Annotated in this window: 26 protein-coding genes; 7 read left to right on the top strand and 19 right to left on the bottom strand. The window is 62.8% G+C overall.

Annotated elements, in window-relative coordinates; translation table 11 throughout:
- Positions 1 to 25: 25 nt before the first annotated feature.
- The 6 genes from NKJ15_RS07755 to coxB all read right to left on the bottom strand — a co-directional run bounded on the left by NKJ15_RS07755 (position 26) and on the right by coxB (position 5,303).
- A complete protein-coding gene (locus tag NKJ15_RS07755) occupies positions 26 to 907 on the bottom strand; it encodes a cytochrome c oxidase subunit 3 (protein WP_352449883.1) in 882 nt (293 codons plus the stop codon).
- Between the two features lies 1 nt (position 908).
- On the bottom strand, positions 909 to 1,541 hold the full coding sequence (locus tag NKJ15_RS07750; protein WP_352449884.1) for a cytochrome c oxidase assembly protein: 633 nt from the start codon (positions 1,539 to 1,541) through the stop codon (positions 909 to 911).
- A gap of 7 nt (positions 1,542 to 1,548) precedes the next feature.
- Positions 1,549 to 1,716, bottom strand: a complete 168-nt coding sequence (locus NKJ15_RS07745) for a cytochrome c oxidase system small membrane protein (protein ID WP_023674135.1) — start codon at positions 1,714 to 1,716, stop codon at positions 1,549 to 1,551.
- Entirely contained in the window at positions 1,713 to 2,657 is a 945-nt protein-coding gene (locus NKJ15_RS07740) for a heme o synthase (protein WP_352470654.1), read from the bottom strand. Before NKJ15_RS07740 ends, NKJ15_RS07745 begins: the two co-directional genes overlap by 4 nt.
- A gap of 76 nt (positions 2,658 to 2,733) precedes the next feature.
- On the bottom strand, positions 2,734 to 4,386 hold the full coding sequence (gene ctaD, locus NKJ15_RS07735; protein WP_352470655.1) for a cytochrome c oxidase subunit I: 1,653 nt from the start codon (positions 4,384 to 4,386) through the stop codon (positions 2,734 to 2,736).
- A 38-nt stretch (positions 4,387 to 4,424) separates the two neighbouring features.
- Positions 4,425 to 5,303, bottom strand: a complete 879-nt coding sequence (gene coxB / locus NKJ15_RS07730) for a cytochrome c oxidase subunit II (RefSeq protein WP_352470656.1) — start codon at positions 5,301 to 5,303, stop codon at positions 4,425 to 4,427.
- A gap of 372 nt (positions 5,304 to 5,675) precedes the next feature.
- Here coxB and NKJ15_RS07725 point away from each other — a divergent pair, with 372 nt between their 5' ends.
- The 4 genes from NKJ15_RS07725 to NKJ15_RS07710 all read left to right on the top strand — a co-directional run bounded on the left by NKJ15_RS07725 (position 5,676) and on the right by NKJ15_RS07710 (position 8,543).
- A complete protein-coding gene (locus NKJ15_RS07725) occupies positions 5,676 to 6,200 on the top strand; it encodes an invasion associated locus B family protein (RefSeq protein WP_352449887.1) in 525 nt (174 codons plus the stop codon).
- 127 nt (positions 6,201 to 6,327) lie between these two features.
- A complete protein-coding gene (gene tldD / locus NKJ15_RS07720) occupies positions 6,328 to 7,740 on the top strand; it encodes a metalloprotease TldD (RefSeq protein WP_352470657.1) in 1,413 nt (470 codons plus the stop codon).
- Between the two features lie 151 nt (positions 7,741 to 7,891).
- The gene (locus tag NKJ15_RS07715) at positions 7,892 to 8,167 is read left to right on the top strand and encodes an AbrB/MazE/SpoVT family DNA-binding domain-containing protein (protein ID WP_352449889.1); all 276 of its coding nucleotides are present in this window, start codon (positions 7,892 to 7,894) and stop codon (positions 8,165 to 8,167) included.
- Positions 8,154 to 8,543, top strand: coding sequence for a type II toxin-antitoxin system VapC family toxin (locus tag NKJ15_RS07710; protein WP_023674128.1), 390 nt, complete (start codon positions 8,154 to 8,156; stop codon positions 8,541 to 8,543). The genes NKJ15_RS07715 and NKJ15_RS07710 overlap by 14 nt, the downstream gene beginning before the upstream one ends.
- 54 nt (positions 8,544 to 8,597) lie before the next feature.
- On the opposite strand, the gene NKJ15_RS07705 is transcribed toward NKJ15_RS07710, so the two are convergent.
- The 3 genes from NKJ15_RS07705 to NKJ15_RS07695 all read right to left on the bottom strand — a co-directional run bounded on the left by NKJ15_RS07705 (position 8,598) and on the right by NKJ15_RS07695 (position 11,062).
- Positions 8,598 to 8,969 (bottom strand): antitoxin Xre/MbcA/ParS toxin-binding domain-containing protein, encoded by a 372-nt coding sequence (locus NKJ15_RS07705; protein WP_352470658.1) that lies wholly within the window; start codon positions 8,967 to 8,969, stop codon positions 8,598 to 8,600.
- Positions 8,970 to 9,044: 75 nt separating this feature from the next.
- A complete protein-coding gene (locus tag NKJ15_RS07700; protein WP_352470659.1) occupies positions 9,045 to 10,286 on the bottom strand; it encodes a class I SAM-dependent RNA methyltransferase in 1,242 nt (413 codons plus the stop codon).
- Positions 10,283 to 11,062: a TlyA family RNA methyltransferase gene (locus NKJ15_RS07695; RefSeq protein WP_352470660.1), complete on the bottom strand. Its 780-nt coding sequence runs from the start codon at positions 11,060 to 11,062 to the stop codon at positions 10,283 to 10,285. Before NKJ15_RS07695 ends, NKJ15_RS07700 begins: the two co-directional genes overlap by 4 nt.
- A gap of 175 nt (positions 11,063 to 11,237) precedes the next feature.
- Between NKJ15_RS07695 and NKJ15_RS07690 the strand changes: the two genes are divergently transcribed.
- A complete protein-coding gene (locus tag NKJ15_RS07690; RefSeq protein WP_352449893.1) occupies positions 11,238 to 11,639 on the top strand; it encodes a GFA family protein in 402 nt (133 codons plus the stop codon).
- Positions 11,640 to 11,666: 27 nt separating this feature from the next.
- Here the strand turns inward: NKJ15_RS07690 and NKJ15_RS07685 are convergent, their stop codons facing one another.
- The 7 genes from NKJ15_RS07685 to NKJ15_RS07655 form a co-directional block, all read right to left on the bottom strand.
- Positions 11,667 to 11,960, bottom strand: coding sequence for a hypothetical protein (locus tag NKJ15_RS07685; RefSeq protein WP_352449894.1), 294 nt, complete (start codon positions 11,958 to 11,960; stop codon positions 11,667 to 11,669).
- A 211-nt stretch (positions 11,961 to 12,171) separates the two neighbouring features.
- Entirely contained in the window at positions 12,172 to 14,085 is a 1,914-nt protein-coding gene (gene dxs / locus NKJ15_RS07680; RefSeq protein WP_352814720.1) for a 1-deoxy-D-xylulose-5-phosphate synthase, read from the bottom strand.
- Positions 14,086 to 14,166: 81 nt separating this feature from the next.
- On the bottom strand, positions 14,167 to 15,087 hold the full coding sequence (locus tag NKJ15_RS07675; protein ID WP_352540104.1) for a pirin family protein: 921 nt from the start codon (positions 15,085 to 15,087) through the stop codon (positions 14,167 to 14,169).
- Between the two features lie 9 nt (positions 15,088 to 15,096).
- A complete protein-coding gene (locus tag NKJ15_RS07670; protein WP_023716908.1) occupies positions 15,097 to 15,363 on the bottom strand; it encodes a DUF2277 domain-containing protein in 267 nt (88 codons plus the stop codon).
- A gap of 109 nt (positions 15,364 to 15,472) precedes the next feature.
- Positions 15,473 to 15,724 (bottom strand): exodeoxyribonuclease VII small subunit, encoded by a 252-nt coding sequence (locus NKJ15_RS07665; protein ID WP_031211056.1) that lies wholly within the window; start codon positions 15,722 to 15,724, stop codon positions 15,473 to 15,475.
- Between the two features lie 3 nt (positions 15,725 to 15,727).
- A complete protein-coding gene (locus NKJ15_RS07660; RefSeq protein WP_352470663.1) occupies positions 15,728 to 16,654 on the bottom strand; it encodes a histone deacetylase family protein in 927 nt (308 codons plus the stop codon).
- A gap of 133 nt (positions 16,655 to 16,787) precedes the next feature.
- A complete protein-coding gene (locus tag NKJ15_RS07655; RefSeq protein WP_352470664.1) occupies positions 16,788 to 17,441 on the bottom strand; it encodes a TetR/AcrR family transcriptional regulator in 654 nt (217 codons plus the stop codon).
- A 118-nt stretch (positions 17,442 to 17,559) separates the two neighbouring features.
- Here NKJ15_RS07655 and NKJ15_RS07650 point away from each other — a divergent pair, with 118 nt between their 5' ends.
- The gene (locus tag NKJ15_RS07650; protein WP_352814717.1) at positions 17,560 to 18,783 is read left to right on the top strand and encodes an MFS transporter; all 1,224 of its coding nucleotides are present in this window, start codon (positions 17,560 to 17,562) and stop codon (positions 18,781 to 18,783) included.
- 58 nt (positions 18,784 to 18,841) lie between these two features.
- On the opposite strand, the gene ribB is transcribed toward NKJ15_RS07650, so the two are convergent.
- Complete coding sequence (gene ribB / locus NKJ15_RS07645) at positions 18,842 to 19,942, bottom strand: 3,4-dihydroxy-2-butanone-4-phosphate synthase (RefSeq protein ID WP_352449900.1); 1,101 nt, start codon at positions 19,940 to 19,942, stop codon at positions 18,842 to 18,844.
- A 136-nt stretch (positions 19,943 to 20,078) separates the two neighbouring features.
- Entirely contained in the window at positions 20,079 to 21,179 is a 1,101-nt protein-coding gene (aroC, locus tag NKJ15_RS07640) for a chorismate synthase (RefSeq protein WP_352470666.1), read from the bottom strand.
- 275 nt (positions 21,180 to 21,454) lie between these two features.
- On the opposite strand from aroC, the gene NKJ15_RS07635 reads away from it, so the two are divergent.
- Positions 21,455 to 21,718, top strand: a complete 264-nt coding sequence (locus tag NKJ15_RS07635; RefSeq protein ID WP_023716902.1) for a DUF1344 domain-containing protein — start codon at positions 21,455 to 21,457, stop codon at positions 21,716 to 21,718.
- A 63-nt stretch (positions 21,719 to 21,781) separates the two neighbouring features.
- Here the strand turns inward: NKJ15_RS07635 and NKJ15_RS07630 are convergent, their stop codons facing one another.
- Positions 21,782 to 22,369, bottom strand: a complete 588-nt coding sequence (locus NKJ15_RS07630) for a histidine phosphatase family protein (protein ID WP_352456876.1) — start codon at positions 22,367 to 22,369, stop codon at positions 21,782 to 21,784.
- Positions 22,370 to 22,396 lie beyond the last annotated feature (27 nt).

The raw sequence follows: 22,396 nt of genomic DNA, 5'->3' as shown, positions 1-22,396 counted from the left end.
CCTTGTCGATTTCCTCAGTTCGATCTCAGTGCGGTTCGATCATCGCGCCGTTCGATGCCCAGACGTAGATCGAGGCAAACAGGAACAGCCACACCACGTCCACGAAGTGCCAGTACCAGGCGGCGGCCTCGAAGCCGAAATGCTGCTTGGGCGTGAAGTCGCCCTTTATGGCGCGGATCAGGCAGACCAACAGGAAGATCGTGCCGATGATGACGTGGAAACCATGGAAGCCGGTCGCCATGAAGAAGGTGGCGCCGTAGATCGAATCCCTGAAGCCGAACGGCGCGTGCATGTACTCGTAGGCCTGCACCATGGTGAACAGCATGCCGAGGCCGACGGTCAGCACCAACCCATTGATCAGGCCCTTGCGGTCGCCGTGGATGAGCGAGTGGTGCGCCCAGGTCACCGTGGTACCCGACAGAAGCAGGATGACGGTGTTGTAGAGCGGCAGATGGAAGGGGTCGAGAACTTCGAGGCCCTTGGGCGGCCAGACGCCGCCGGTGAAGGCGGTACGGGCGTATTGATGGACCTCGCCCGGAAACAGGCTGGCGTCGAAGAAGGCCCAGAACCAGGCGACGAAGAACATCACCTCGGAGGCGATGAACATGATCATGCCGTAGCGCAGATGCAGCGACACGACACGGGTGTGGTGTCCCTCATGCGCCTCCTTGATCGTATCCGACCACCAGGCGAACATCGTGTAGATGACGATCAGCAGGCCGATGAAGAACAGCCATGGATTGGCGACATTGAAACCGAAGATCGGGAAATCGCCGCCCTTGAGGTATTGCATGTAACAGACGCCGCCGAACGCGGTCACCAGCGCCCCGACGGAGCCCAGGAACGGCCACGGGCTCGGGTCGACGAGGTGGTAGTCATGTTGTGGTTTTGCGTGTGCGTCTGCCATATCAACCCCCGAGGCTTGCTTCGGTATCTGAAATCTTGTTGCGGCGGCCGTCGGCCGGCACCGATGATGCGACCGGCTTGGTCTTGTCGACCGGGAACATCGTGTAGGACAGGGTAATCGTCGTCAGATCCTTCAATTCCGGCGCGTTGACGATGTCGGGATCGACATAGAAGACGACCGGCATGTCCAGTGTCTCGCCCGGCTTCAGCGTCGTGTCGGTGAAGCAGAAACACTCGACCTTGTTGAAGTAAGGTCCGGCCAGTTCCGGCTGCACGTTGAAGGTGGCGCGTCCAGTGATGGGACGGTTGAATTTGTTGGTCGCGCTGAAATGCGCCTCGGCGGTTTCGCCGATCTTGATGGTGATCGAGCGGGCGACCGGCTGGAATTGCCAGGGAACGCCGGCGGTGTTGGCGTCGAAGCGGATGGTGATGTCGCGATCGAGCACCCGATCGGCATATTGCTGGGTCGCCCGTTTGACGGTGCCGCCGTAGCCTGTCGCCTGGCAGAACATCGCGTAGAGCGGCACCGCGGCGTAGGCCATGCCGATCATGCCGCCGAAGAACGCGATGCAGACGCCGGCGACGACACGGTTCGTATTCTTCTTCTTAGGATCGGTGACTGTTTGCCTGGTCATTGTGAGCTCACATCGAGCCGGGGAAACTGTGACCAAATTTCACGATGGTCGCGACGTAGAATATGACGACCAGCGCCGCCAGCGCGAAACCGATTGCGGCCGAGCGATTGCGGCGGGCCTTCTGCTGACGTTCGGTCAACGTGACCAGTTCAAGCTTCTTTTCGGCCATGCTCATGCTCCACCAATGGTCAGCGCGCGCGCGACGACACAATCGCCAAGGTAGGCGGCGAAGATGGCGAAGAGATAGAGCAGCGAATAGCCGAACAAGGCCTTGGCCGGCTTCATCGCCCGGTCGTCATCGGCCATTTGCAGCACCCTCCACGCATACCAGACGAAGCCGGCGCCGAGCAGCAATGCAACGATGCCATAGACCGGCGTGGTGAACCCGAGAACCCAGGGCAGCACGCCAACCGGCGCGAGGACCAGCGCATAGGCAAAGATCTGGCGTCTGGTCGAGGCCTGGCCGGCGACATTCGGCATCATCGGAATGCCTGCCTTGGCGTAGTCCTCCGACTTGAACAGCGCGAGCGCCCAGAAATGTGGCGGCGTCCACAGGAAGATGACCAGGAACAGCACCAAGCTTTCGAGGCTGACCGATCCGGTTACCGCCGCCCAGCCTATGACCGGCGGAATGGCACCGGCAGCCCCGCCGATGACGATGTTCTGCGGCGTCCAGCGCTTCAGCCACATCGTATAGATGACGGCATAGAAAAAGATGGTGAAGGCCAGAAGCGATGCTGCCAACCAGTTGACCAGCACGCCGAGCGTCATCACCGACAGAACCGACAGCACCAGCCCGAAACTCAATGCCTCGCCTGGCCGGATACGGCCGGCCGGCACGGGACGGCCGGCGGTGCGCGTCATCACCGCATCGATGTCTGCGTCATACCACATGTTGAGCGCACCGGAGGCGCCGGCGCCGATGGCAATAGCTAGGATCGCGATCACCGCCAGCAGCGGATTGATGGTCACCGGAGCGGCGACCATGCCGACAAACGCAGTGAACACCACCAGCGACATGACGCGCGGCTTCAGCAGGGCGAAGAAATCGCCCGCCGTCGCTTCCGACATGCGGAAGCCCGGCTCGTCAATCAGTCTGTCTTCGGCAAGGGCCATGCGTACTTAAAGTCCATCATTCCGTTGGCCAAAACCGCCGGTCGGCCGGCGGCTCCGTATTAAAGGAGGCAACCGCCTACTTGATCTTCGGCAACTGTTCCCACTGGTGGAACGGCGGCGGCGAAGGCAGCTGCCATTCCAGCGTGGTCGCACCCTCGCCCCAAGGATTGGCGCCGGCGACCCGCTTCTTCTGGAACGCCTCGAAGACGCCGAACAGGAAGATGACGACGCCGATAGCCGAGATGTACGAGCCGTAGGACGACACCATGTTCCAGCCGGCGAAGGCATCCGGATAGTCGATATAGCGACGCGGCATACCGGAAAGGCCGAGGAAGTGCTGCGGGAAAAAGACCAGGTTGACGCCGACAAAAGTGACCCAGAAGTGGGTGTTCGCGATCACCGGCGAATACATGTAGCCGGTCATTTTCGGGAACCAGTAGTACCAGCCGGCGAAGATCGCGAAGACCGCGCCCAGCGACAGCACGTAGTGGAAGTGCGCGACCACGAAATAGGTGTCGTGCAGCGGGCGGTCGAGGCCGGCATTGGCCAGCTGCACGCCGGTGACGCCGCCAACAGTGAACAGGAAGATGAAGCCGATCGCCCACAGCATCGGGGTCTTGAGCGAAATCGACCCGCCCCACATAGTGGCGATCCACGAGAAGATCTTCACACCCGTCGGCACCGCGATGACCATGGTGGCGAAGACGAAATAGCGCTGGGTGTCGAGCGATAGGCCCGTCGTGTACATGTGGTGGGCCCAGACGATGAAGCCCACCGCGCCGATGGCTACCATCGCATAGGCCATGCCGAGATAGCCGAACACCGGCTTCCTCGAAAAGGTCGAGATGATATGGCTGATGATACCGAAACCCGGCAGGATCAGAATGTAGACCTCCGGATGGCCGAAGAACCAGAACAGGTGCTGGAACAGGATCGGATCGCCGCCACCGTCCGGGGCGAAGAAGGTGGTGCCGAAATTGCGGTCGGTCAACAGCATGGTGATGCCGCCGGCCAGCACCGGAAGCGACAGAAGCAGCAGGAAGGCGGTAATCAGCACAGACCAGGCGAAAAGCGGCATCTTGTGCATGGTCATGCCGGGCGCGCGCATGTTGAAGATGGTGGTGATGAAGTTGATGGCGCCAAGAATCGAGGAGGCGCCGGCGATGTGGATTGACAGGATCGCCAGGTCCATGGCCGGTCCGGGCTGGCCCGATGTCGACAATGGCGGATAAAGCGTCCAGCCGCCGCCGACGCCGTAGGCGCCGGGCGCACTCGGGACGAAGGCCGAGAAAATCAGCAGGATGAAAGCCGGCGGCAGCAGCCAGAACGAGACGTTGTTCATGCGCGGGAAGGCCATATCCGGCGCGCCGATCATGATCGGCACCATCCAGTTGGCAAAGCCGCCGATCAGCGCCGGCATCACCATGAAGAAGATCATGATCAGCGCATGCGCGGTGGTGAAAGCATTGTACATGCTCTTGCCCCCGTCGATGGCGGCGTCGCCATTCATGCCGTAGACCATCTGCGCCAGGCCAGTGAATATCTGGATGCCCGGCTCCTGCAATTCCATGCGCATGACGACCGACAAGGCGCCACCGATGCAGCCCGCCATGATCGCGAAGATCAGATAAAGCGTACCGATGTCCTTGTGGTTGGTCGAATACACCCACCGGACCCAGCCATGATACGGCTTGTGGTCGTGGTCGTCGTGAGCTGCAGCGTGCGCCATGGTCGGCTCCGTTCCCTGAATCTTTTCTGGTCGCGGCATCAATTGCCGGCGGCCGCTACCTTGTTCGTGCCATCGACCTCGGCCATCAGCGCCTTGTTGGCGCCGGGAAGGTCGGTTTTGGCTGCCGCCAGCCAGGTCTTGTATTGTGCATCGGAGACGACGCGAATGGCGATCGGCATGAAGGCGTGGTCCTTACCGCAGAGTTCCGAGCACTGGCCGTAATAGAGGCCTTCCTTGTCGGCCTTGAACCAGACCTCGTTGATGCGGCCCGGCACCGCGTCGGTCTTGATGCCGAAGGACGGCATGGCAAAGGCGTGAATGACGTCGGTCGCCGTCACCAGCACGCGGGTCATGGTGCTGACCGGCACCACCATCTCATTGTCGACGGCGAGCAGGCGCGGATACGCGGCGCGATCTTCCTTGCCGGCAGCAGCCCTGTCAGCATCCTGAAGGATCGCGGAATTAAAGGAAAGCGTGTTGTCGACCTGGTATTCGTAGTCCCAGTTCCACTGATTGCCGGTCGCCTTGACGGTCAGCTTGGCTTCTTCCGGCGGCGTGTATTGCGCGGTCAGCAGCTGGAACGAGGGAATGGCGAGACAGAGCAGGATGACGACGGGACCGACAGTCCAGATGACCTCGATCAGCGTGTTGTGGCTGGTGCGCGACGGCGTCGGGTTGACGCTCGCCCGGAACCGCAAAATGCAGTAGGCAATCAGGAAAAGCACCAAGGCGGTGATCACAATGATGAACGCGAACGAGTAGTTCCCGAACCACTCGATCTGCCGCATAATGTCGGTCGCCGGAGGCTGAAAACTGGTTTCCCAAGGTTGGGGCTGGGCTGCATGAGCGGATGCAGCGGCAAACAACGCGGCGGCGGCACTAGCTACGATTTTGGCGGTTGCCAGGAATTTTTTCATCGCCCTCGTCATCTCCCAGTTCCTCGCGATCGGACCGCAAGAATGTCGAACAATGGCCGGGACGGGAATCCCGGACAATTCAAGGCTGGTTCAAACCATACTCTATTTGCCTCCGCAAGAAAGGAGCGCCGGAACCCGTGCGGCATTTTTGCGCGCAAGTGCGGCGCTGGCTTCGTGCGGTGACGGCTCGCCGCGAATCACCAGAGCGGCATCCGGGTAGAATGAGCCGCGCGGCGTGCGGAGCCGTCGCAATTAGGGCGAAATTGGCACTGAAAAGCGCATTGTCGCCTGTGTCGGGGCAGATCGCCGGGGTCTCGTCCTTTACTTGGGTTTAGTGCGGCTTAAAGTGCCGTGATTCGCAATGGAGCCGTCATGAACCCTTGGCTTTCGAGAACCTTGGCGAAGGTCATCTTTGTTGCCGCCGCAATAGGCTTGTCCGGTGCCGGCCTGGCCAATGCCGCGCAGCCAAGCGGCACGGTGAAGTCAACGCATGGGGCGTGGTCGATCATCTGCGATACGCCCGCCGGTGCTACATCCGAACAATGCGTGATGATGCAGAACGTCGTCGCCGAGGACCGTCCGGAAATGGGTCTTTCCGTCGTCGTGCTGCGCACAGCCGACAACAAGGCCGAAATCCTGCGTGTGCTGGCGCCGCTCGGCGTGCTGTTGCCCAACGGCCTCGGCCTCAATGTCGACGGCAAGGATATCGGCCGCGCCTATTTCGTGCGCTGTTTCCAGGACGGCTGCTATGCCGAGGTCATCCTGGAAAAGCCGCTGCTCGACACGCTGAAGACCGGTACGTCCGCCACCTTCATCGTCTTCCAGACGCCGGAAGAGGGCATCGGCATTCCCGTCGACCTCAAGGGTTTCGCCGACGGCTTCGCCGCCCTGCCTTGAGACTGGGTCTTGTAGCACGATCCAGTGATGTTGACCGGCCGGGTCACGGCAAATCTCATTTCAGATTGTCTGTGCGGGCCTTCGCGCCTACATCGTGGGAAACAATCCTCCTGCGAATGGACCTGCCATGAACAGCCTGATCGGCCAATTTGACATTTCCGACGATCGCATCAAGCAAATCGTTGCCGAGACTATTAACGGCGCCGACGACGGCGAACTGTTTCTCGAATATAGCGAAAGCGAATCGCTGATGTTCGACAATGGCAAGCTGAAGACCGCGAATTTCAACACCGACCAGGGTTTCGGCCTGCGTGCCGTCGCCGGCGAAGCCAGCGGCTACGCCCATTCCAGCGATCTCTCCGAAGCCTCGCTGCTGCGCGCCGCCGATGCCGTTTCGACGGTGAAGAGCGGCTATTCCGGTACGCTTGCCGCAGCGCCTGCCCGCACCAACCGCCATCTCTACGGCGACGGAAACCCTATCCCCTCGCCTTCCTTCGAGGCCAAGGCCAAGCTGCTTCAGGAAATCGATGCATGGCTGCGGGCCGAGGATCCGCGCGTCAGGCAGGTGACGGCATCGCTCGCCGCCTCCTGGCAGCATGTCGAGATCGTGCGCGCCGACGGCCAGATGGTGCGCGACATCCGTCCGCTGGTCAGGATCAACGTGTCGGTGGTGGTCGGCGACGGCGACCGCCAGGAGAGCGGCTCCTACGGCATGGGAGGCCGCAAGGATTTTGGTGAATTCCTGATCGAGGACAGCTGGCGGCACGCGGCCAAGGAGGCATTGCGGCAAGCGCTGGTCAATCTCGAAGCGGTTCCAGCACCTGCCGGCACTTTCGACATCGTGCTGTCGAGCGGCTGGCCGGGCGTCATGTTGCACGAGGCCGTCGGCCACGGGCTGGAGGGCGATTTCAACCGCAAGAAGACGTCGGCCTTTGCCGGCCTGCTTGGCCAGCAGGTGGCGGCGAAAGGCGTCACCGTCGTTGACGACGGCACCCTGCCCGAGCGGCGTGGCTCGCTTACCGTCGACGATGAGGGCACGCCATCGGCCCATAACGTGCTGATCGACGATGGCAAGCTGGTCGGCTACATGCAGGACCGCCAGAACGCCCGGCTGATGGGCATGAAAGCCACCGGCAACGGGCGACGCCAAGGTTACGCGCACGAGCCTATGCCGCGCATGACCAACACCTACATGACAGCGGGCGACATGGAGCCGGACGAGATCATCGCCTCGGTCAAGAACGGCATCTATGCCGTGTCGTTCGGTGGCGGCCAGGTTGACATCACTTCGGGCAAGTTCGTGTTCGGCTGCACCGAAGCCTACATGATCGAGAACGGCAAGGTGACGCAACCGATCAAGGGCGCCATGCTGATCGGCAACGGGCCGGATGCCATGCATCGTGTGGCGATGATCGGCAACGACATGAAGCTCGACACCGGCATCGGCATGTGTGGCAAGGCCGGACAGGGCGTGCCGGTCGGCGTCGGCCAGCCGCATCTCAGGATGAACCAGATGACAGTCGGCGGCACCAGGGTTTGATGGAGTTGACGCCGAATTATCGCCGCTCCGGAACAACCAATCCCCGTCGCCCACTGCCTTGTCATCGCTTTAAGTAGGAGTAGCTTGCGCCTTGAATTTGCGGAGAGCTTCGACTATCTTACATTCGTCTTACACCTAAGGACGTGCGCAGATGGCTGCCGCAAAGAAGCTCGTAACTACGGTCTCGACCAAGGGACAGGTCATCCTGCCCAGCGCGATCCGGAAACGGAGGGAATGGCATGCCGGCACACGCCTTCTGGTCGAGGATACCCCGGAGGGCGTGCTACTGAAGCCTGCGCCAGTCTTCGCCGAGACACGGCCAGAGGACGTGTTTGGATCGCTGCGCTATAGTGGCAGGCCGAAGACGTTGGAGGAAATGGACGCGGGCGTGCTCGCCGAAGCGCGGCGGCGCCATGCTCGCAATTGATACCAACCTGATCGTCCGCTACCTGACGGGCGATCACCCGTCGCAGTCTTCCCGCGCCCGGGCGCTGATCGATAGCCAGCCGGTCTTTGTCGCCGTCACGGTGATGCTGGAAGTCGAATGGGTGTTGCGCAGCGCCTACGGTTTTGCGCCGCTTGAAATCGCCCGTACGCTACGGGTGTTTAGCGGGCTTCCCACGGTAGAGGTGGAAGACGGGGCGGTCGTGTCGTCCGCGCTCGACCTCTCGGAACAGGGGTTGGATTTCGCTGATGCGCTGCATCTGGGCAAGTCCGCTCACTGCGCTGGCTTCGCGACTTTTGACCGCAAGTTCGTCAGGGCCGCGAAGGCGGCCGGATACGAACGCGTGCAAGAAGCATAGCAGCTCACAGCGGCCCAGCGCGGCACAAAAGCGCGCCACAGGGTCAGCCTGGTTTCAGGCATAGATGCCGGAGCGGACTGCCTCCAGATAGGCAAGCACCTTGTCCGTCTTGCCTTCGCGAACCAGATCGTAGGCGGTCTTTCCGGCCCAACCGGGGATCGGCTGATGCTTGAACCAGATCGCCGCACGATGTTCATCACCGGCCATCTCGCCGGCCATCGCCAGGATACGGACGATGGGACTCAATGCGGCGTCGACCTTGCGCGCACCGGACTCGGCGGCAAGCGTGTTGCGCGCGAGACCGGTCAGCCCCGCCAGTTCTGTCGTATTGACCCCTAGCAGTTCAGCGACCCGCCTTGGCGAGAGAAACGGCGCCCGCTCCTCGCCGAAGCACGATGGCGAAATTTCGAAGGCTGCGGTGCTCATGGCAATTCCCTAGCACGGTCTGAACGACGTGCGCTAAAAATGTGCTTTTTTGGTGCGCGTTTCAGGCCCTGGCTGCTAGCGTCTTCGTCTCGGCTTCTCCAACAGCGCCACGGCCTCGACATGCGGCGACCACAGGAACTGGTCGATCGGCGTCACGCTCTTCAGGGTATAGCCGCCGTCCATGAGGATGCGTAGGTCCCGCGCCAGCGTTACCGGATTGCAAGACACCGCAGCGACGAGCGGCACGTAGGAGCGCGCGATCTGCTTCGACTGGTCCTCGGCGCCGGCGCGAGGCGGGTCGAAGACAACGCCGTCAAAGGCATTCAACTCCTTGAATGTGAGCGGCCTCCGGAACAGGTCGCGACGTTCGCCGGTCACCCGCTTCAGGCCGCTGGCGAAACGGAATGCCCGGTCGAGCGCCGCGAGTGCTGCCGCATCGCCTTCCACCGCATGAACCTCCGATCTTGCGGCCAGGCGCAGCGCGAAGCTGCCGCAGCCGGCGAACAGATCGGCGACCTTTTTGGCGCGCGCGAAATGCTGGCCGACAATGTTGGCCATCGCCTGTTCGGCAGCCTCGGTCGCCTGCAGGAAAGCGCCCGGAGGCACTGCGACGGCGACGCCACCAAACAGGTCGACCGGTTTGTTTGGTTCGATAATGATCTCGCCGTCGACCGACAGCCTGGCCAGCCCCTCGGCGATGACGAAGTTGGAAGCGACGCGGCGCTGGTTCTCGCCGAGCTTGCCGGAATCGTGAACCGCGACATCGAGGCCGGAGCCGGTCACCGTCACCGCCATGTGGAACGATTTGGTCGTGGTGCAGATCAGTCCGGCAAGCATCCTCAAACGGTCGAGCGCAGCGACGATCTGCGGCGCCGAGATCGGGCATTCCTCGATCGAGATGATCTCGGATGACAGCGCGCGAACGAAGCCGAACTGCATTCCCGCCTCGCTCCGCCGGGCGGTGAAGACGACGCGGCGGCGCGTGTGCGGCGCGCACGGCACCAGCGCCCCGACATCGCAAGCGATGCCCTTGCTCTTCAGCGCATGCACGACCTTTTCGCGCTTCCACCGGTGATAGGCTTCAGTCTCGAGATGCTGGACGGCGCAGCCGCCGCATGCGCCGAAATGCCGGCACGGCGGATCGACCCGCAACGGCGAAGCCTCAACGACCGACATCAAGGTGGCGCGATCTTTCTCCCGCGCGGCGGTGACGACCTCTCCCGGCAGCGCGAACGGAATGAAAATCTCGCCGGTTTCCGTCTCGGCGATGCCGTCGCCCTGCGAGCCCAACCTTGCGATCGTGAAACGGGTGCTCATCGCTTCTGGGTCTCGACGTCCTTGATGCCGCCGAGCAGGAACTCGCGGTTGCCGTCGCCGCCCTCTATCGGTGACAGATGAAGCCCCAGCGAGCGCCAGCCGGGAATGGCATCGAGCCAGTCCTGCATCAGGCCGGCAATGCGCGCCGCATCATAGGGGTCCTTAAGCAGGCCGCCCTTGCCGATCGCCTCGCGGCCGGCCTCGAATTGCGGCTTGACCAGAAACACAGCTTTTGCGCCATTCCTGGCCAAGGCAAGCGCCGGCGGCAGCGCCAGTTTCAGCGATATGAAGCTGACATCCGAGACGATGAAATCCGGCACACGGCCGCCGAGATCGGCGGCCGATAGTTGGCGCGCATTCAGGCCTTCAATTACCGTCACGCGCGGATCGCCGGCAATGTCGGAGTGCATCTGGCCGTGCCCGACATCGATCGCGGTGACATGCGCCGCGCCGCGTTCGAGCAGCACCTGCGTAAAGCCCCCGGTCGAGGCGCCGACATCGAGCGCTTCGCTGCCGGTGGGGTCGAGGGCGAAATGCTCGAGACCAGCCTTCAGCTTCAGTGCGGCGCGCGACACGTAACCCTGCGCCGGATCGTCAACGACAATGTTGCACTCAGGCAGAACGGCCTGGCCCGGCTTGAGGGCGACGATGCCATCGACCGTCACGGTGCCGCGCTCGACCGCGTCGCGGGCACGCGAGCGGCTGGCAAACAGACCGCGCTGGACGAGCAATTCGTCGAGCCGCTGGCGTATGCTGGCTGGCGGAAGGGAAGTCATCGGCCTTCATGGCGAATGCCAACGATGATGGCAAGGATATTGGCGATGAGACAATGCATAGTTGGCAACGGGTGAACGCATCAAGCCACTCCGCTGTTTGTCGAACCTCGCACGAGATCCGACGCAATGCTAAGAAAGAGATGCCGTTTAGCCGTCGAAACGTGGAGGAGGAAACATGCTGACGGGAACCTGCCACTGCGGCGCAGCCCACTGGACCCTGGAGGGCGATCCCGGTTCGATCACTGCCTGCAATTGCACACTTTGCCGTCGCTACGGCACGCTCTGGGCTTATGACCATGTCGACGAACGCATCCGCCTTGCCGGGCCCGTAAGCGCCTATCGGCGCGTCGGAAAGGCTCATCCTTCGCTTGAGATTCTCTTCTGCCCAACCTGCGCTTGCGTCCTGGCCTGGCGCGGTTTGCATCCCGATGCGGCTGGGCGCTACCGCATCGCCGTCAATGTGAGGCTTGCGCCGCCCGAGGCCGTCGCCGATCTCCCGATCGACCATTTCGATGGTCTCGATGCATTCGAGGATTTGCCGAGAGATGGTCGCTGTGTGCGGGATATGTGGTTCTAGTTTCTAGAGTCTCTTCGGGATCATGCTTTAGAATATGGTCCGCGAAACCCGCCGTTCGACGGCCGGCGTCAGACCGTCGCTGCTGTCGCCGAACACCTGCGGGCGCGGCCGGTCAACGGAAATTGACGCCTTCGGTGAGGTATCTGGCATGACGACAAATTGCGGCGCCTGCTTGTAGGAAAAGCCGCCACGGATCTCGCCGATCTTGCCGGCGACGATGCCCATCACCGCCTCTTCGAGTTTGCGGTCGTAGCGCGTTTCGGCCCCGGCCGACGCGGCGAAGATGGCCGCAAGCGCGATGCCGCCCAAAAGCGATCTCATTGGTCTTCTTTCCCCTGCCTGGTTGCCTTCTAGCAGGGCAGCGTTGAAGAACGGCCAAAGGACACGGTAAGCAAATCGCCAAACGGCAGCGTAAACAGCAGGTTACGACTGTTCGCCGGCAATTTGATTCAGGCAGTTGAGATATTGATTCAGGCTAGCATCTTGCAGCCAAGTTGAATCGCTTCGGCGTCGCCGGAAATGCGTCTAAAAACTAGGCGCGCTGGGCCTGCGCGGTATGCCCCAGCGCCACGAACACGGTGCGCACGATGCCGGCGCTGTCCAGCCCGGCAGTGGCATACATCTTTTCCGGCTTGGCATGGTCGACAAATGTGTCGGGCAGCACCAGCGGGCGCACCTTCAAGCCGCTCTCCAGCAGCCCTTCATGGGCCAGGAACTGCAGCACATGGCTGGCGAAGCCGCCGACCGCGCCCTCTTCCACCGTCACCAGCACCTCGTGTGAACGGGCCAGCCGCCGGATCAGGTCCTCGTCGAGCGGCTTGGCAAAACGGGCATCGGCGACCGTGGTCGAAAGCCCGGCCGCGCCAAGCTCCTCGGCCGCGGCCAGGCAATCCTGCAGCCTGGTGCCGAAGGAAAGCAGCGCAACCTTGGTGCCCTCCCTGACGATCCGGCCCTTGCCGATCTCCAATACCGAGCCGCGTTGCGGCATCTCGACACCAACGCCGTTGCCGCGCGGGTAGCGGAAGGCGATCGGGCCGTCATCGTAGCTTGCAGCGGTGCGTACCATATGGCGCAGCTCGGCCTCATCGGCCGCGGCCATGACGACGAAACCGGGCAGCGTCGCCAGGAAGGTCGTGTCGAAGGCGCCGCAATGGGTGGCACCATCGGCGCCGACGAAGCCGGCGCGATCGATCGGAAAGCGCACCGGCAATTTCTGGATCGCCACGTCGTGGACGACCTGGTCGTAGGCGCGCTGCAGAAAGGTCGAGTAGATCGCCGCGAAAGGCTTGAAGCCTTCCGTGGCAAGACCGGCGGCGAAGGTCACCGCATGTTGCTCGGCGATGCCGACATCGAAGGTCCTCGCCGGAAACGCTTCGCCGAACAGGTCAAGCCCGGTGCCGTTCGGCATGGCGGCGGTGATGGCGACGATGCGGTCGTCCTCTCGGGCCTCCTGGATCAGGCTTTCGGCAAACACCTTGGTGTAGCTCGGCGCATTGGCGGGCGCCTTGGTCTGGGCGCCGGTGATGACGTCGAATTTGTTGACGCCATGATATTTGTCGGCCGCTGCCTCGGCCGGGGCGTAGCCCTTGCCTTTCTGGGTCACGACGTGGATCAGCACCGGGCCGTCGGCATTGTCGCGGACGTTCTTCAGCACCGGGATCAGGTGCTCGAGGTTGTGACCGTCGATCGGGCCGATGTGGTAGAACCCCATTTCCTCGAACAACGTGCCGCCGGTGACGTAACCGCGCGCATGCTCGACCGCTCGCTTGATGGCGCGATCGGCGCGCTCGCCGAGATACGACGTCAGCTTCTTGCCGAAATCGCGCAAGCCCAGATAGGTCTTGCCCGACGCCAGACGGGCCAGATAGGCGCTCATTGCGCCGGTCGGCGGAGCGATCGACATATCGTTGTCGTTCAAGATGACGATCAGCCGGGCATCGAGTGCGCCGGCATTGTTCATCGCCTCATAGGCCATGCCGGCCGACATGGCGCCGTCGCCGATGACGGCAATGACATTGTTGCGGCCATCGGACAGATCGCGCGCCATCGCCATGCCGAGGCCGGCTGAAATCGAGGTCGAGGAGTGGGCTGCGCCGAACGGATCGTATTCGCTCTCGACGCGACGGGTGAAGCCGGACAGGCCGCCCTCCTGGCGCAGCGTGCGGATGCGGTCGCGGCGGCCGGTCAGGATCTTGTGCGGATAGGCCTGGTGGCCGACGTCCCAGATCAGCCGGTCGTCCGGCGTGTTGAAGACGTAGTGCAGCGCGACGGTCAACTCGACCACGCCAAGGCCGGCGCCGAGATGGCCGCCGGTGTGGGAAACGACGTCGATCAGTTCGGCGCGAAGCTCTGACGCAAGCTGCGGCAGGTCGCCTTCGGCAAGCGTGCGCAAATCGGCTGGGACGCGGACCTTGTCGAGAAGCGGCGTATCGGGCTTTGCGTTCACTGTTTGCGAGCCTGGTCAGATTTTCTGTTCATCGTGAAATATGCCGCTGGCCGGCGAATGTAAATGTGGCGGTAACGCGCATCAGCTTTCGGGCAGCGGGATGAACTCTTGCTCGTCTCCAGGAACGATATCGAAGCGGCCTGTCTTCCATTCTTCTTTCGCCTGCTCGATGCGTTCCTTTGAGGACGATACGAAATTCCACCAGATATAGCGTTTCGAACCGAGCGAGGCGCCGCCAAACAGCATGAAATGGGCGCCGCGTTCCGATGAGACAACGATTTCGTCGCCGGGCCGGAAGACCAGCAGCCGCTCGGCCGGAAAGCGGTCACCGGATATCGAAACCTCGCCTTCCAGCGTATAGATGGCGCGCTCCTCGGCATCGGCCGGGATTTTCACGCTGGCACCCGGCGCCAGCCTGAGATCGGCATAAAGCGTGTCCGAAGCGGTGGCGACCGGGGAGCGCAGTCCGGAAAACGCACCGATGATCACACGGCCGCTGACCCCCTCGGCCTCGACTTCGGGCAGGCGCAGGGCTGCGGTGTTCTCGAAGACCGGCGCGACCTCCTCCTTGCCGTCCGGCAGCGCCAGCCATGTCTGCAGGCCGGAAACCGACATCGGCGCGCCGCGCAGTTCTTCCGGCGTGCGCTCCGAATGGACGATGCCACGGCCGGCGGTCATCAAATTCACGTCCCCGGGCTGGATTACCATCTCGGTGCCGAGCGAATCGCGGTGCCTGATCTTGCCGTCGAACAGGTAAGTCACCGTAGACAGGCCGATATGTGGGTGCGGACGCACGTCGAGCGCCTGGCCCGCTCGCAGAACGGCTGGACCCATGCGGTCGAAGAAGATGAAGGGTCCGACCAGCCGGCGCCTGGCCGTCGGCAGGGCGCGGCGAACCTGAAATCCGCCAATATCCTTGGCATTCGGAATGACCATCAGCTCGATCTGATCGCTGGCGAAGGCATCGCCCATCTGCGGATCGTTTCCGGGAAAGAAGCTCACGCGGTCCCCTCAGGCGAAGCGAAGTGCGGATTTGGCCTTCGCCTTGGCCGCCACCTCTTCGCGATTGCGCGGATGCTGCGTCGTCTCGAGGCTGTCGAGCAATTCGCGCGCCGAGGCGGCAATGGCCTCGACGGCATGGTCGAACGCATGCTGGTTCTGTTTCGACGGCCGCGTCGTTCCGCTCAGCTTGCGGACAAACTGAAGTGCGGCATCGCGGACCTCGTCATTGGTTGCCGGCGGATCGAAATTGAACAGGGTCTTGATGTTTCTGCACATCCTTCGCAATCTCCTCTCGTCCTGGAGCCGTTTCAAACGGGATGAGTTTTACCCTCAATCGTGATGATGTCCAAAGCCGGTAAGCAAAATTGTCGTTCGACGCCGCGCCTCAATCCGCGTCCAACGGCTCTGTCCCCACCGGCTTGCCGTCACGCGACAGCCTGATTTTCTCGACCTTGTCCTCGGCCGCCTTCAGCAGCCGGTCGCAATGCGCCTTCAGCGCCTCGCCGCGCTCGTAGATGCGGATCGACTGGTCGAGCGGAACGTCGCCGCGCTCCAGATCGTCGACGATCCTCTCCAGCGCCTCGAGCGCCTGCTCGAAGCTCATCGCCTTGACGTCCTCGTTGGTCTCACCAGCCATCATCTATCCCTTCATCAGCCGCCCAACATGGGCGGCGACTGAAAATGCCAATCCCTGCAGATCGTAGCCGCCCTCGAGCACGCTGACGAGCCGGTTGCGGCTATGGCGCCCGGCTCGTTCGAGCAACTGGCCGGTCGCCCAGTCGAAATCATCCTCAGTCAGGTTGATCTCGGCCAGCGGATCGCGGTGGTGGGCATCGAAACCGGCGGAGATGATGATGAGATCGGGCGCAAAATTGTCGAGCGCCGGCAGGATGCGTGACAGAAAGGCGTCGCGAAAACTATCGCTGCCGCTCTGCGGCGCCAGCGGCGCGTTGACGATGTTGCCGGCGCCGGTTTCGCTCACAGCCCCGGTTCCCGGGTAAAGCGGCATCTGGTGTGTCGAGCAATAGAGCACCGATGGATCGTCCCAGAAAATGTCCTGCGTGCCGTTGCCGTGATGTACATCCCAGTCGACGACGGCGACACGGTCGGCGCCATGGTTCTTCTGCGCGTAGCGTGCCGCGATCGCGGCGGTGTTGAACAGGCAAAAACCCATGGAGGTGGTCTTTTCGGCATGATGGCCGGGCGGCCGTGCGGCGACGAAGACGTTTTCGGCACGGCCGGTGAAGACGTCGTCGACCGCGGCGTTGGCTGCGCCGATCGCGGTCACGGCCGCCTGCCAGCTCTTCGGGCTGGCGGTGGTGTCGGCATCGATACGGGCGATGCCGGTGTCCGGTATCGCTGCACGGACCCGTTTGACGAATTCGGGCGGATGTGCGTAGAGGATGGTTGCCTCGTTGCCTTCCGGCGCCTGGACGCGATCGAGCGCCGCGAACGCCTCGTCGTCAAGCACACGCTCTATGGCGCGCAAACGGTCCGGCCGCTCCGGATGACCGGGCGGTGTTATGTGCTCGAGGAAAATCGGGTGGGTATAAAGTCGCGTGACCATGCCCCGATATAGGCGCGCCTCGCCGCTTTGGCCATGTTTTCGCGCGCTGGTGAGGCGATGTTCAACAGGGTTTAGGCAACCGGCGTCGGCTGAGCCCACCGCGAGCCGCCTGGGATCGGCGAAAAGAATGACCTCAGGCCGGTGATCGGTCAATCTGGGGCTGCTTCGCTGACGATCGATCAGGCTTAGGCAGCTTGCCGGTGCGATTGAGCAGCCCTTCCAGAAGAACCTTGAACGCCTTCACTGCCTTCTTCGACGTCGCTTCGGGATCGTTCGAATTTGCGATCCACTGCGCCCCATGCAACGAGGCGCCGCTGACCAGCCTTGCCGCGGCTTCGGGATCGACGGCGAGAATTGTCCCCTCGTCGCTCAGTCTTTGCAGGCTCTCCGTCATCGAGCGGATGCATGTGCTCTGGCTTGGCCATTGCGATGGATCGCCGAGCACCGCCGGCCCGTCACGAAGCACGATACGCTGGATCTCCGGCTCCAGTGCCATCTCGATATAGGCGGTGCATTCGTCGACAAAGCCCTGCCAGAGATTGCCCGGCTTGGCCGAAACGACCTTCAGCCGGGCTGCCATTTCGGCGTCGATCTCGGCGATAACCGCCTGGAGTAGGCCCTTCTTGTCGCCGAAGTGATGATAGAGCGCACCGCGCGTCAGCCCGGCCGATGCCGTGAAGTCATCCATCGAGGCTTCGGCATAGCCGAGCGTGCCGAAGGCCTGGCGCGCCGCTCCGATCAGCTTGGCGCGGGTTTCGGCAATCATCTCCTTGCGTGGTCTATGCATGCTCTGGCCCTATTAACATACGTCTCGTATGCCAATTGACATACGCCGCGTATGATCTATTTAAACTCATACGCTACGTATGTAATCGCCGAACCGGCCGTTGTCGAGGAGCCAGACCATGCAAAATCCCTATTCCCAGATCTTTCGCGCGTCGGGCGCCAAGGGCTTTGCCGCCGCCGGCTTCGTTGCCCGGCTGCCGATGGCCATGGCTCCGATCGGGATCGTCGCGATGCTGTCGCAGACCGATGGCGAATACTGGCTGGCCGGTGCCGTCTCCGCGACATATGCGCTGGCCAACGCTTTTGTCGCCCCGCAGGTATCGCGACTGGTGGACCGCCTCGGCCAGACGCGGATTGTGGTGCCGACCACCATGATTTCCACGCTCGCTTTTGCGATCCTGATTGCAGCGGCCAATCAGCATTGGCCGATATGGACGCTATTCGTCTGGGCGCTGCTCGCCGCCATCATGCCCAGCATACCGGCAATGGTGCGCGCACGCTGGACCGAGATTTTTCGCAACCGCCCCGAGTTGAACACGGCGTTCGCCTTCGAGTCGGCGGCGGACGAACTGGTGTACATCGCCGGCGCATCGCTGTCGGTAGGGCTGAGCGTCGCGCTTTTCCCGGAAGCGGGAGTGCTCGCGAGCACATTGTTCCTCGCCTTCGGTTCGACGGCCTTCATCCTGCAGCGTTCGACCGAACCGCGAGCCCGACCGGTGGAACACGGTTCGGGCGGCTCGGCAATCCGGCTGCGGCCGGTCCAGATCATCACCTTGGCCCTGATCTTCATCGGCGCGACCTTCGCCACCACGGAGGTGAGCACCGTGGCGATCACGAAGGAGCTTGCCCAGCCGGGCGCCGCCAGCTTCGTCATCGGCGTCTACGCGCTCGGATCGTTCGTCGTCGGCATCATCATCGGCGCCCTGAACCTGAAAGTGCCGCTGCAGATTCAGCTTGCCATCGCAATCGCCATCATTGCGCTTACCTCGCTGCCGCTGCTCGTCGCCGACACCGTGCCGCTGCTGGCACTGGCCGTCTTCGTCAGCGGCGTGGCAATCTCGCCGACCTTCATCACGGCATTTGGCCTGATCGAACGGCGCGTGCCCGAGGCGGTGCTGACCGAGGGCGTGACCTGGGTGATGACCGGCATCGGCATCGGCATGGCGCTCGGCTCGTTCGCCGCCGGCTGGGTAGTGGACGCTTTCGGCGCGCAGAACGGGTTCTGGGTATCGGTGGCATCGGGCACAATCGCGCTGGTCATCGTGCTCGCCGGCCAGCGCAGCCTTGCCGCGCCGAACTGCGACATGCCTGCATGCGACGCAGCCGCGGTCGCTGCGGAATAGTTTCCGGTGCGTTCGGCCCGAGCCGGGGCCGGACGCATACCAGCACCGTGAGAATGGCCTAAAGAATCTCGGTCTTGGCGATGTGGATGCCAAAACCTTCGAGGCCGACATAATGGCGCTCGCGCGAGGCGATCAGATTGATTGAGGAAATGCCGAGATCCTTGAGGATTTGCGCGCCGAGGCCGATCTCGCGCCATTCGTTTTCGCGGCGACGAGCCTCTTCATGGTCCTCGCGGTCGCCGGCAGCCGGCCGCTTGCGCTCCTGATGGGCGACGCCGACCGAGCCTTCGCGCAGATAGACGATGACGCCGCGTTGGCGCTCGCCCATTGCCTTCATGATGGCGTCCAGCCTGTGGCTGGTGCCGAAGACGTCGCTGACCACGTCCTCGGAATGAAGGCGCACCGGCACCTCGACGCCGTCGCGGATATCGCCGAAGACGACCGCCACGTGATGCATGGAGTCCCAGGGCAGCGTGTAGGTGAAGACCTGCGCCTTGCCGCCCGGCGTCTCGATGTCGGAACAGGCGACGCGCTCGACCAGCGTTTCCTTGCGTTGCCGGTAGCCGATAAGGTCGGCAACCGAGATCTGCTTCAACCCGTGCTTTTCGGCGAAGGCCTGCACCTGCGGGCCACGCATAACGGTGCCGTCATCATTGACCAGCTCGGAAATGACGCCGACCGGCGGCAGGCCGGCGAGCTTGCAGAGGTCGACAGCGGCTTCGGTATGGCCCGAACGCATCAGCACGCCGCCTTCGCGCGCGATCAGCGGAAAGATGTGGCCGGGGCGCACGAAATCGGACGCGCCGACATTGCCGTTGGCGAGATTGCGCACCGTCAGCGTCCGGTCGTCCGCCGAAATGCCGGTCGTGGTGCCGTGCTTGAAGTCGACGCTGACGGTAAAGGCGGTGGTGTGGGCGGAATCATTGTCAGCCACCATCGGCGACAGGTTGAGCCGCTTTGCTTCCTCGCGCGGCATCGGCGTGCAGACGATGCCCGACGTGTTGCGGACGATGAACGCCATCTTTTCCGGCGTGCAATGGACGGCGGCGACGATCAGGTCACCCTCGTTCTCGCGGCCGTCATCGTCCATAACGACGACGATCTCGCCGCGCTCGAAGGCGCGCAGGGCTTCGACGATTTTCTTCTGGTCGTAAGGCATGGGTGCTCGCTTCGCTCGCGGGAACAGGGGAGTAAGGGAGTAGGGCAGTACGGGAGTAGGGAAAAGGAAAAAATGCTGTCGTGGGAGCTGCGTAACCTACTCCCCTACTCCCCTACTCCCCTACTCCCCTACTCCCCTACTCCCTTCCCGTTTGTCCCCGATGACGCAGATAATGATCGGCAATGGCGCAGGCAACCATCGCCTCGCCGATCGGTACGGCGCGGATGCCGACGCATGGATCGTGCCGGCCCTTGGTCATGATCTCGACGTCGTTACCGTCCTTGTCGATCGACTTTCGCGGCGTCAGGATCGACGAGGTCGGCTTGACGGCGAAACGCGCGACGATCGCCTGGCCGGTCGAGATGCCGCCGAGGATGCCGCCGGCATTGTTGGACAGGAAGACCGGCTTGCCGTCATTGCCCATGCGCATCTCATCGGCATTCTCCTCGCCGGTGATGCGGGCGGCCTCGAAACCGTTGCCGATCTCGACGCCCTTGACGGCGTTGATCGACATCAGGCCGGCGGCGATGTCCTGGTCGAGCTTGGCATAGATCGGCGCGCCAAGCCCCGCCGGAACGCCGTCGGCGACGATCTCGATGACCGCACCGACCGAGGAGCCCGCCTTGCGGATGCCGTCCAGATATTTCGTGAAGACGGCGACGGACGCCGGATCAGGCGTGAAGAACGGGTTTTCGGCGTCGCCGACGAAATTCCAGTTCCAATTGGCGCGATCGATCGATTTATCGCCCATCGACACCAGCGCGCCGCGCACCACCATGCCGGGCACGACCTTGCGGGCAAGCGCCCCGGCCGCCACCCGCGCCGCCGTCTCACGCGCCGAGGAGCGACCGCCGCCGCGGTAATCGCGCAGGCCGTATTTGACCTCGTAAGTGTAATCGGCATGGCCCGGCCGGAACTGGCGGGCGATGTCGCCATAGTCCTTGGAGCGCTGGTCGACGTTCTCGATCAGCATCGACACCGGCGTGCCGGTGGTGACCATCGTCTCACCGTCCTCATCGAGGATGAAGCCGGACAGGACCTTGACCTCGTCAGGTTCGCGACGCTGCGTTACAAAACGTGACTGGCCGGGGCGGCGCTTGTCGAGTTCGGCCTGGATCTCGTCGCGAGTGAAGCGGATGCCTGGCGGACAGCCGTCGACGACGCAGCCCAGCGCCGGCCCATGGCTTTCGCCCCAGGTGGTGACGCGGAAAAGATGGCCGAACGTGTTGTGCGACATGGAACCAGCCCTGCCGGCGTCGGAGCCGGCCTAGCGCATGACCCCGAAAATCGGAGCGATTTTCGGAAAGGATCATGCACAAAATCAAAAGTGCTACAGCGTCCCTTGCGCGTCCAGGAGGACGCGCGACACTGTCGCCTGCCTTCTATTGGCGTTTTCCACAGTGGTCAAACTGTGATCCCGCGGATTTAGTTTTGACACATTCGATTGGTTTCTGCTCAGTTCCGTTCCGTTGGACCGAGCCGCTGTACCGGCAATGATTAAAGAGGACGATGATGCGTATCCTGATTGGCGCTGTTGCCGCCACGCTGTTGATTTCCACCGCCGCCTTCGCCGGCCAGACCGAAGGCCTGATCAAGAAGGTCGACAAGGATGCGCTGACGCTGACGCTGGACGACGGCAAGTCCTACAAGCTGAACGCCGAAACCGACCTCGATGCGCTGAAGCCAGGCATGGACATCGTCCTCGCCTACGACGTGACCAATGGCGAGAACGTCGTCACCGACATGGAATTGCCGGACACCGGATCGACCGAGTAGGACGCGTCGATATTCAGCTGATGCCGGCCCGACCTGATCTCAACATACGCTAGGTCATCGGTCTCAGAGCCACTCCAGGCGCCGGCCGTCCAGTCTGAGCACGCGATCCTGCGGCACTTCCATGCTGACCGCATCTTGTTCGGACATCCCCAGTACCAAGCGGAACATTACGCGCATGATGCCACCATGGGTCACGCAGACCGTCTGGCGATCGAGCGCGTCGAACCACGGCTTCACCCGTTCGAGCAGCATCTGATAGCTTTCGGCGCCCTCGCCGGGCGGCTGGAAATTCCATTTATCGAGGCGGCGGCGCCTGGTCGAACCGGGATTGTTCGCCTCGAGTTCGGCAAAGGTGAAACCCTGCCAGTCGCCAAAGCTCAATTCCACGAGCAGCGGCTCGGTACGATAGGCGTGCGGATCGAGCTTCATCGCCGCGCGCAGGCGCTCCATCGTCTCGCGCGTGCGCCGCATCGGGCTGGCGACAAAATCGAAATCTTCGGGCTTGTCGATGAGTTCGGCCAGCCTGCGCCCGTTGCGGCTAGCCTGCTCGCGGCCGAGCTCGTTGAGGTCGGTATCGGCCTGCCCCTGCAGCCGGGCCTCGGCGTTCCACGCCGTCTGGCCGTGGCGCACGATATAGACGAGCGGGTACATCAGGTCTTCCGGAAGAGGTCAGGCGGT

This window comes from Mesorhizobium sp. M0207, assembly GCF_040321995.1.
Lineage (GTDB): Bacteria > Pseudomonadota > Alphaproteobacteria > Rhizobiales > Rhizobiaceae > Mesorhizobium.
The sequence above is the reverse complement of the archived record's forward strand: the minus strand, read 5'-3'. Positions and strand labels throughout refer to the sequence as shown.